General features: G+C 52.1%; 11 protein-coding genes. 3 read left to right on the forward strand and 8 right to left on the reverse strand.

Annotated features, from left to right (window positions below; translation table 11 throughout):
* Positions 1-39 precede the first annotated feature (39 nt).
* The 8 genes from AC5JMP_RS01695 to AC5JMP_RS01730 form a co-directional block, all read right to left on the reverse strand.
* Positions 40-303: a hypothetical protein gene (locus tag AC5JMP_RS01695; protein WP_495849692.1), complete on the reverse strand. Its 264-nt coding sequence runs from the start codon at positions 301-303 to the stop codon at positions 40-42.
* Between the two features lie 36 nt (positions 304-339).
* Positions 340-1,101: a class II aldolase/adducin family protein gene (locus AC5JMP_RS01700; protein WP_495849693.1), complete on the reverse strand. Its 762-nt coding sequence runs from the start codon at positions 1,099-1,101 to the stop codon at positions 340-342.
* Positions 1,102-1,211: 110 nt separating this feature from the next.
* Complete coding sequence (locus tag AC5JMP_RS01705) at positions 1,212-1,835, reverse strand: hypothetical protein (RefSeq protein ID WP_495849694.1); 624 nt, start codon at positions 1,833-1,835, stop codon at positions 1,212-1,214.
* 27 nt (positions 1,836-1,862) lie between these two features.
* Positions 1,863-2,444, reverse strand: a complete 582-nt coding sequence (locus tag AC5JMP_RS01710; protein WP_495849695.1) for a CPBP family intramembrane glutamic endopeptidase — start codon at positions 2,442-2,444, stop codon at positions 1,863-1,865.
* A gap of 70 nt (positions 2,445-2,514) precedes the next feature.
* Complete coding sequence (locus AC5JMP_RS01715) at positions 2,515-3,561, reverse strand: DUF3326 domain-containing protein (protein ID WP_495849696.1); 1,047 nt, start codon at positions 3,559-3,561, stop codon at positions 2,515-2,517.
* Positions 3,558-3,767: a DUF8621 family protein gene (locus AC5JMP_RS01720; RefSeq protein WP_495849697.1), complete on the reverse strand. Its 210-nt coding sequence runs from the start codon at positions 3,765-3,767 to the stop codon at positions 3,558-3,560. Before AC5JMP_RS01720 ends, AC5JMP_RS01715 begins: the two co-directional genes overlap by 4 nt.
* A gap of 8 nt (positions 3,768-3,775) precedes the next feature.
* Positions 3,776-4,108 carry a 2Fe-2S iron-sulfur cluster-binding protein gene (locus AC5JMP_RS01725; RefSeq protein ID WP_495849698.1) on the reverse strand — a complete coding sequence of 111 codons (333 nt, stop codon included), beginning with the start codon at positions 4,106-4,108 and terminating at the stop codon, positions 3,776-3,778.
* 98 nt (positions 4,109-4,206) lie between these two features.
* Positions 4,207-4,395 (reverse strand): hypothetical protein, encoded by a 189-nt coding sequence (locus tag AC5JMP_RS01730; RefSeq protein WP_495849699.1) that lies wholly within the window; start codon positions 4,393-4,395, stop codon positions 4,207-4,209.
* A gap of 153 nt (positions 4,396-4,548) precedes the next feature.
* On the opposite strand from AC5JMP_RS01730, the gene AC5JMP_RS01735 reads away from it, so the two are divergent.
* The 3 genes from AC5JMP_RS01735 to AC5JMP_RS01745 all read left to right on the forward strand — a co-directional run bounded on the left by AC5JMP_RS01735 (position 4,549) and on the right by AC5JMP_RS01745 (position 9,119).
* Positions 4,549-5,118, forward strand: a complete 570-nt coding sequence (locus AC5JMP_RS01735; RefSeq protein WP_495849702.1) for a DUF2854 domain-containing protein — start codon at positions 4,549-4,551, stop codon at positions 5,116-5,118.
* A 317-nt stretch (positions 5,119-5,435) separates the two neighbouring features.
* Positions 5,436-6,464 (forward strand): GGDEF domain-containing response regulator, encoded by a 1,029-nt coding sequence (locus tag AC5JMP_RS01740; protein ID WP_495849700.1) that lies wholly within the window; start codon positions 5,436-5,438, stop codon positions 6,462-6,464.
* A gap of 102 nt (positions 6,465-6,566) precedes the next feature.
* A complete protein-coding gene (locus AC5JMP_RS01745; protein WP_495849701.1) occupies positions 6,567-9,119 on the forward strand; it encodes a glycogen/starch/alpha-glucan phosphorylase in 2,553 nt (850 codons plus the stop codon).
* The last annotated feature ends 153 nt before the right edge of the window (positions 9,120-9,272 follow it).

Raw genomic sequence — 9,272 nt, forward strand, 5'->3', positions numbered from 1 at the left:
GACTATTTTCCAGGTAGACTGAAAACTAGCTTACATTATCTACAACTGTAATACTGAGCGATACGTGCTTCGCAAAGGCTGTGCCAACGCCTGAATAAGCTGCAACATCGAAGCGCGATCGGCTTCTGCTTGCTGGACAAAGCGATCGAATCTTTGGCGCGATTCTTTGTGCTGATTCTCATGGAGAGAAACAACATCGGCTAAGGTGCTGACCGTCGATCGCAAGTCTAAAATCGATCGCTTTAGCTCCGTGATGTCTATTTCAACTTGCTCGATTCGGGGTTCTAAGTTTGCGTTACTCACAGGCTTAGCTCAAGGGTTCTCTAGTTCAAGAGTTCTTTAGTTTAATAGCTCTGGCTGCGATCGCACCATCTTTTCATAGAGCGACTGAAAGCTAAACCATCCCATAAAATGTGATCCCACCTGACTAAAAGTGAGGCTCGCAACTTCAGGATCAATCAACATGGGCTTACCGATCGCCTCGGCACTGAGCTGTGCCTGACAGGAGCGATCCATCGCCACAAACCACCATGCTGCTTCGTCTACAGAATGCCCGACAGTCAATAGCCCGTGGTTGCGGAGGATCAAAGCCTTGCGATCGCCCAAGGTTTCCGCAATTCGCTGTCCTTCGTCCGTAGACAGCACCACTCCGGTGTAGTCGTCAAACACGGCATGGTCTTCGTAAAAAGAGCAGGCATCTTGGGTAATAGGATCGAGCGATCGACCCAAAGATGAGAAAGCTTTGCCTGCAAGCGAATGGGCGTGGGCTGCCGCCACGACATCCGGTCTTGCCTGGTGAATTTGGGAATGGATGGCAAAAGCTGCGGCGTTCACGGGGCGGCTTCCTTCCACAACTTCGCCCTTGTGATTGACCAACAGCAAATCCGAGACGCAGATATGCCCGAAGTACATACCAAACGGATTCACCCAAAAGTGATCGGCATACTCTGGATCGCGAGCGGTGATGTGTCCTGCTACCCCTTCGTCAAAGCCATAGTGAGCAAACAGCCGCAGGGCTGCAACAAGGCGCTGCTTGCGGTGGAGGCGTTCATCTTCAAGGCGATCGAACAATGGCGGCTGAGGGAGATTGTGCTGAATCATAATTAGTGCGCTGAATTACAATAGGCGCTGTGCATTTGCGGTTTCCATTTTAGTGATGCAGGTTTCTCAGTTTCAAAAATCCCAGTTTCAAAAATCCCAGTTTCAAAAATTTAGCTTCGGGAAATTACAACAGGTTCTAGCTGTAAAGATTGCAGGAGAATACCCAAAATCGCATCGATCTGATTGATGTAGTATTCATCAGCATCAATGTTGACTAAGCGATCGCAAAGCGTCATGAATTTCCAGTTTGTCCCTGTTGTGACGGCTCCATAGAGGGTTTGTATGCCTAGCTCCGCCCGTTGGTTGAAAATCTGCGCTGCCACCATTGCTGCAATACATTGCCCTAGCCCTGCGATGATATTTTCATTTTTGGCTTCAATAATCACCACGACTGGAGCAGCAATATAGTACTGCTCTTTGGAGCGGCTCAGAATGTAATCGCAAAATCCTTTCAACCCTTGCTCTAGATCGACATTAAACTCAATGCCAGAAAACAGGCTGGCTTGATAGTGAGTTTGCCGTCTCACCTCTGCCAAAACTGGCGCGATTAGAAATTCCGATCGCGCCTTTTCGCTATTAATGGCGATTGCTAGGGGCTTATTCTCATTCAGGTCAAGCAGCAACCGCTCTGAGGGCTGAACTCTCTCAACATCGCCAAATAGACAGCGGCTCTCTTCGATCGTCAAGTTAAAAGCAGCTTGAACCTTAGCTAGGGTGAAATCGCTATACGCCATTTTTGGATGATTTTAGCAATCTTTATTTCAATGATCGATCTTCCAAACGTAGCTTGAAATCAGATTTGTAGTGATATGAGCCACGATCGGCACGAGGAGATTGCCGGAAGCAATTGCGCTAAACCCCAGCACACCGCCAATTACCGTTGCCCAAATGACATACGACCACTGCTGCGATCCGCTAAAGTGCAGTACCCCAAAACACAGGCTGGAAATCAACAAGCCAAACCAGTTTAAACCGATCGCCGGGAGCATTACGCCTCGAAACAATAGCTCTTCACTCATTCCAGGTAAAAGCCCCAGCCAGATCAGGTCAAACAGCACCAAAGGCTTAATCACCAGCGCCAGGTAGTAATCGGCACTGAGGCGATAATCCTCCCAGACTCGGTAGGCAATGCCGCTTGCCAAGGTAATGCCAATCCCTAAGCCAATGCCCCACAACACCGCCGATCCTGACCCGGTTACAGGCAGCAGACCCGCAGAGCGATCGAGCAACAGCCACAGCCGCGCCGCCAGCAGCAGCACCACTGCCGTGACACCCATCGCCATTAGAACTTGTATGCGCGTCAGAGATTCGATACTGGACTTGGGAGGAAGTTCTTCAGACACGGTGGCAAGATAAACACAACATAATTCGATTCTAGGCGACGGCTGAAAATCTCATGCCAATCGCGACAACTCAAAGCTGATGGATTTGTCCTAGGTGAGGACGCAGCGCCTTGGCATTAATCCCTGCCCGGTGAGCCACCAAAACGCCCAGCGCCTCTAGATAAGACTCTACTTCCATAACGGGCAGATTGAGGCGATCGCCCCTCACATTCAGCCGAGTCTGGTTATCGTTGACGGCAATAATTTGGGTTCGAGACTGGCTAAAGCTCAGCACCGCACTACCGCCGCAAGCCGAAGCTGGAATCACGATCGCATCTACCTGATCTGCCCAGATATCGGTCGATCGCCCTCTTGCTTCAGCCACGACAAACTGCGGCGCACGGCTCAACCCCACCAAGACGCAAGGCAAAAACGTATAGCCCAATTCCTCAGCAGCCGATCGGGGCGATAGCTCTGGTTCCAAAGGCAAAGGCAACAGGGCGGGTGCATGGGCACAGGGAACTTGCAAATGCCGCACGACCAAATGGCTGATCACAGCTTCAGCTCCTGCCAGCGGATCGACCCCCTGCCCCTGGCGGTACTGAGTCAGGGCTTCGCTGCCACAGTCGTCTGGGAACCGCGCCACTACGGCGATCGCCTCTGCCCCTGCCTTCACTAATTTCTCTGCTGAGCGAAGCAAGCTATCGGGATTCTGAATCGTGCCCCAAGTTGCCCCAGAAGCTGCTGTGCGTAGCTCCACGCCCAGCGGATCATCGGTGACAATGTAGGGGGTTAGGTCTAGCCCCAGCGTGGCGCGAGTGGCATCAGCAGCCTGCAAGTGTCGCAACCTCAGCTCCGGCTCAATGCCTTGATCCAGCACCAGCCCTACCCGATTTTGATGCACCGGACGTAAGCCCCATTGCCCTGCCGCAAACTGATCGAGTCCATAGCCCTCCACATAAAAGGCGTTTGGCATTGACCAATAGAGCTGTGCCCCATTCATGACGTTAGGGTGGGTGATCAGCCGATCGGCAACTTGGGCGATCGCACGGGCAACGGGCAGGGCATCCCCCGCATACCCCCCGATCGCTGCGCCAATGCCCGTCGGGACGATCAGCACAACCGTGTAGGGTTTCATACTGTTCTCACCACCGCTTCAGGCATCAGAAATTCATCAGCCGTGACGACAGCCTCGATAGCTGCCATTTGGCGATCGCCATCCACCGCCACGATCGCCCAGCGCAGCGGCTCTCCGTGTTGGCGCAACTCGGCCAAGATCGCTCGATGCAGCAAGTCAGGCGACGATTGCAGCGCGACTTCCACCGTCAAAAAGTGGGTTAGCATCTCCTGCTCTACTTCTTTGCCTGTTGAAACTGACCGAATTGCAGGTGATACACCCTGTCTTCCTTCTCTGACTCCAGCTTAATATTCGATCGCGGGTGGGCAACGCAGAGCAGCGCAAAGCCTTGGGCTTGCAGTTCGGCGCTGACGCCCATGCCCTCAGATTGCTCGACTGTGCCTTCGGTGACTAGCGCCGCGCAGGTGGTGCAGACTCCCGCACCGCAGGAGGTAGGCAAGTCTATACCTGCCTCCTGAGCCGCCGCCAAAATGGTCTGATCTTCAGGCACAGTCAGAGAGTAGGTATTGCCCTGATGTAAAACTTCAACAGTGTAGATATTTGGCATGAGCTAATTTCTTGGATTTAAAGCCCCTTTCCCCTACGAAGGAAAAGGGGTTGGGGTGAGGGCGATTCGAGTTTTTTGGATCAATCTGCTCAACAAGCTCAGGCTGCGGGAAAGGCTCGCTTGAACTCTTCGATTAAATCGTCCATCTCTTCTAAAGCCTGATTCACATCAATGCGTAGGGTGCCTAAGTCCGGCTGTTCTAAAAGCCGTACCAGAGCTTCTCGCTTAGTTTCAATGAGCTGAAAGCGATCGCGCAATTCTTGAGGGTTTTGTTGCAAATCTGACATGCTGACTTCGCTCCGATAATCTTCCAGTGGCTAGGGATTGATCTAGTGTTTCCCAACCTGATATCAGTTAGACCGAATCAGTGAGTTGGGCTACACCAAGATGGTTAATACTGATGAAGTAGGTTGCTTGACTCACAAACTTGACCCATGAATATGTTACGCCAAATTTCTCTAGGAGCGTTGGGCTTAGTCGTCGGTGGAATTTTGACCGTCATGGGCTTTGTTGCTTACGCGACCGATCATCCAACGTTGAACCTAGTGGGCTTTTTCTACGGTATTCCGCTGCTTTTGGGCGGTCTGGCGCTCACGGCATCTGAGCTAAAGCCCGTGCCATTGACTCAGCCTACCTCGCCCGAAGTGCTGGCACTGCGGCAACAGCAGGCTACCGAGACTCAAAATCAGATTCGTAAAGATGTGACGCGCTATCGCTACGGTCAAGAGGCTCATCTAGACAGCACATTAGAACATTTGGGTCTTAGCCCCAGCGATGACGAACGTCCGCTACTGTATGGCTTGCATGAAGAGAACCGTCAGGGTGCCTATGCGCTGGTTCTAGAATTTGATTCGGCTCTCATTCCTTTTGAGACTTGGCAGGAAAAGCGGGAGAAAATCGAGCGGTTTTTTGGCCCTGGCTTACGGGTTGAGGTGGCAAAGCTGAGTGGAGAGCAGTTTGAGGTGGCTCTGATTAGCGCTCCTGAGATGAATCAACCTCTGGCAAATTAGGTTTAGTGGGGGCATAGCCTCTACCAAACTCAATCCCAAAGCTCTAATCTGCAAGAGGTCTGGCGTCGATTGAGTGCCGTTGAAGTTTCAGCGATCGCTCATTGCTCCAGTTGCTCCCTGGTCTTTCCAGCCAAGGCGGTAAGGTAGCCCTCAACACGTCATGATTTTTTACTGGGTGGGCGAAGCCCACCCAGTAAAAAATCATGACGTGTTTGTCCAGGAGCGGCGTTAAAAACTTGACGCTTTCTAATCTTGTTGCCTCAGCTGGAAATGGGAACACTAACCCAGAGTAGACGTAAGGGATTAGGGCATTAACCATGGAAATTGGTGCATCTGAGCAGATTGACTCTGGGCAGATTGATGGTGAGCCTCAATCCATCCTCCATTCCTTTACGCCCACCAAACCTGCTCTCGTCTTGCTGATCGATGATGATGCTTTTATGCGGAGACATCTGCGGCTGTGTCTCGATCGAGAAGGTTATGAAATTGTTGAGGCTGAGACAGGTCAGGAAGGGCTAGAGATCTACAGCCGCATCTCTCCTGATATTGTTTTGCTGGACGCCGTCATGCCTGGAATTGATGGGTTTGAATGCTGTGAGAAGCTTCAGACCTTAGCCGGAAACCGCCAGGTTCCTATTCTAATGATCACAGGTCTAGAGGATCAGGTCTCAGTCGATCGCGCCTTTACAGCCGGAGCAACCGATTTCGTCACCAAACCTGTCCATTTTGCAGTTCTGCGCCAGCGGGTGCGGCGGCTGATCCGTCAATCGCAGCTTCAGCAGGAGCTAGAGGCGGCAAACCGGGAATTGCTTCGCCTCGTGTCGCTAGATGGCTTGACTCAGCTTGCCAATCGGCGGCGATTTGATGAATACCTCAACTCAGAGTGGCAGAGAATGCGACGAGAACAGCAGCCGCTTGCTCTGGTGCTGTGCGATATTGACTTCTTCAAATCCTACAACGACACCTATGGGCATCAAGCGGGCGATCGCTGTCTTCAGCAGGTGGCAAGAACGCTGCAATCTGCTGCCCAGCGCACAACAGACCTAGTAGCGCGCTACGGCGGCGAAGAATTTGCGATCCTGCTGCCCAATACCGATGTCTTGGGAGCAACGGTAGTAGCAGGAAAGATTTGTGCGACCATTAGCGCCCTCACTATTCCTCACACCAGCATCGCAGTTCACCCAACCGTGACTTTGAGTGCCGGGGCGGTTAGCCTGATTCCCTCTGCCCGGATCGGTTCTGACGCCTTTGTGGCTGTTGCCGACAAAGCTCTTTACCGAGCTAAAGCACAAGGTCGCAATCGCTTTTGTGTAGGGGCTTTAGACACAGCGCCAAAGCATCTGTGAAGAGGATCTTTATGCAATCTTAAGCACTTCTTCCTTGCGTTTAGAATTTGTATTGTGCATAAGTTGAGGTGAACCATCAACTCACCCCACCCATCCGAGCTTATGGATAACCAGCTTGCTAACCAGTTAATTGATTGTCCTATCACGATCGAGGACGATCGGACTGGGACAACAGTGGAAACCCTCAAGCGCGCCCTTGCCGACAACCTGTACTACCTCCAGGGCAAAGACGAAAACTTTGCCACGATGTATGACTACTACATGGCATTGGCATATACGGTGCGCGATCGTCTGGTGAATCGCCGCATTAAGACCGCGCAGACTTACTTTGACAAAGATGTCAAGATGGTTTACTACCTGTCTGCCGAGTTTTTAATTGGTCGTCTGCTGATCAACAACTTGATTAACCTAGGGCTGTATGAACCCATGCAGCAGGCTCTGAAGGAATCAGGCTTAAATCTGGATGACCTGCTAGAGCGCGAAGAAGAACCTGGACTCGGTAACGGCGGCTTGGGCAGACTCGCAGCCTGCTATCTCGACTCTTTGGCAGCGCTTGAAATTCCGGCAGTGGGCTACGGCATCCGCTACGAATTTGGCATTTTTGACCAGCTCATTGCCGACGGCTGGCAAACCGAGCGTCCCGATAACTGGCTCCAATTTGGCAACCCCTGGGAAATGCCTCGCCCTGACTACACTGTTGAAGTCAAGTTTGGCGGACATACCGAAGGCTATACCGACAAAGACGGCAACTATCAAATGCGCTGGGTGCCACGGGTTACGGTTTTGGGCACGCCCTACGACACGCCCGTGCCAGGGTATGACAACAACACGGTCAATACCCTGCGCCTCTGGGCTGCCAGAGCAGGCGAAGACTTTGACCTCAATACCTTTAATGCGGGTGACTACACTCAAGCCGTTGCCAACAAGACCTTCTCTGAGAACATCTCCAAGGTTCTCTATCCCAACGACAACACGCTTCAGGGTAAGGAACTACGCCTTCAGCAGCAGTTCTTCTTCGTCTCTTGCTCCCTGCAAGACATCATCCGGCTGTACTTGCGTAAGCACGACACCTTTGATCAGTTCGCCGAGAAAACCGCCATTCAACTCAATGACACCCACCCGGCGATCGGCGTAGCCGAACTGATGCGGCTGTTCCTAGACGAGCATTCTATTCCCTGGAAAAAAGCCTGGGACATCACCCGTCAAACCTTTGCCTACACCAACCATACGCTGCTGTCGGAGGCATTGGAGCGCTGGTCGGTCAGTCTATTTGGTCGCCTGCTGCCGCGCCATCTGGAGATTATCTACGAAATCAACCGCCAGTTCATGGAAGAGCTTCAGGCGAAATACAACGGCGATGCGGGCAAAATGAACCGGATGTCGTTGGTAGAAGAAGGCGAAGACAAAAAGATTCGCATGGCTCACCTAGCCTGTATCGGCAGTCATGCGGTTAACGGCGTAGCGGCGTTGCACACCGAGCTAGTCAAGCAAGACCTGTTCCGTGACTTCTATGAGCTATGGCCGGAGAAGTTTCAGAACAAAACGAACGGCGTTACCCCACGTCGCTGGCTGCTGATGAGCAACCCAGAGCTATCGGGGCTGATTACTGAAAAAATCGGCAAGACCTGGGTGAAGCACCTGGATGAGTTGAAGAAGCTGGAAGCCTTTGTGGAAGATCCAGAATTTCGATCGCGCTGGCGACAAATCAAGCAAGAGCGTAAAGCCAGCTTTGCGGCCTACATCCACCGCAGTAATGGCATTGAAATCGACCCCAACTCGATTTTTGACATCCAGATTAAGCGGATTCATGAATACAAGCGGCAGTTGCTGAACGTTCTACATGTGATTGCGCTGTACAACCAGATCAAAGACAACCCCAGCATTGATGTGGTGCCTCGCACCGTTATTTTTGGCGGCAAGGCGGCTCCTGGCTACTTCATGGCGAAGATGGTGATCAAGCTGGTCAACTCGGTGGCGGATGTGGTTAACAATGACCCTGACGTTGCTGGACGCTTGAAGGTGGTCTTTGTAGCAAACTATTCTGTCTCTCTAGGACAGTTTGCCTACCCGGCATCCGACCTGTCAGAGCAAATTTCTACTGCCGGGAAAGAAGCTTCTGGAACAGGCAACATGAAATTTGCGCTCAACGGCTCTCTGACGATCGGCACCCTAGACGGAGCCAACGTCGAGATCCGTGAAGAGGTGGGAGCCGAGAATTTCTTCCTGTTTGGTCTGACTGCCCAAGAAGTGACGGATCTCAAGGCAAAAGGCTACAAGCCGTTGGATTATTACAATTCCAACCCGGCATTGAAGCGGGTCGTGGATCAGCTAGCATCAGGCTTTTTCTCTCCCAAAGAGCCAGGGCTGTTTATGCCGATCGTCAGCTCCTTGCTGAATTCGGATGAATACATGCTGTTCGCGGACTTCCAGGCCTATGTGGACTGTCAAGCTCGCGCCGCCGAAGCCTACCGCAATCAGGACAACTGGACGCGCATGTCGATCCTCAACGTTGCCAACATGGGCAAATTTTCGTCAGATCGATCGATCGCCGAATACTGCACAGACATTTGGCATGTGCAGCCTGTGCCAATTCAAATGGATGAATACTCCCAATCCGGCGCAGGTCTGAGAGTGAAGGCAATTCACGTTGTCTAGGTTCCAGGCAACAATTACAAGCTGTCGCCAGTTTGCTTAGGACATTTAGGGTGGGGCGCGAAGCGCCCCACCCTAAATGTCCTCGTCCTAACCGCCTTGGCGGGGCTCTTCCCAACTTTTGGTGATCTTACGGCATGATCAAGATATCCCTCG

It is taken from the genome of Drouetiella sp. (assembly GCF_059504425.1).

Coding starts and splice junctions, on each gene's coding strand:
- AC5JMP_RS01700 (WP_495849693.1), bottom strand. CDS start 1,101: ATGATTCAGCACAATCTCCCTCAGCCGCCATTGTTCGATCGCCTTGAA.
- AC5JMP_RS01740 (WP_495849700.1), top strand. CDS start 5,436: ATGGAAATTGGTGCATCTGAGCAGATTGACTCTGGGCAGATTGATGGT.
- AC5JMP_RS01725 (WP_495849698.1), bottom strand. CDS start 4,108: ATGCCAAATATCTACACTGTTGAAGTTTTACATCAGGGCAATACCTAC.
- AC5JMP_RS01730 (WP_495849699.1), bottom strand. CDS start 4,395: ATGTCAGATTTGCAACAAAACCCTCAAGAATTGCGCGATCGCTTTCAG.
- AC5JMP_RS01705 (WP_495849694.1), bottom strand. CDS start 1,835: ATGGCGTATAGCGATTTCACCCTAGCTAAGGTTCAAGCTGCTTTTAAC.
- AC5JMP_RS01720 (WP_495849697.1), bottom strand. CDS start 3,767: ATGCTAACCCACTTTTTGACGGTGGAAGTCGCGCTGCAATCGTCGCCT.
- AC5JMP_RS01745 (WP_495849701.1), top strand. CDS start 6,567: ATGGATAACCAGCTTGCTAACCAGTTAATTGATTGTCCTATCACGATC.
- AC5JMP_RS01715 (WP_495849696.1), bottom strand. CDS start 3,561: ATGAAACCCTACACGGTTGTGCTGATCGTCCCGACGGGCATTGGCGCA.
- AC5JMP_RS01735 (WP_495849702.1), top strand. CDS start 4,549: ATGTTACGCCAAATTTCTCTAGGAGCGTTGGGCTTAGTCGTCGGTGGA.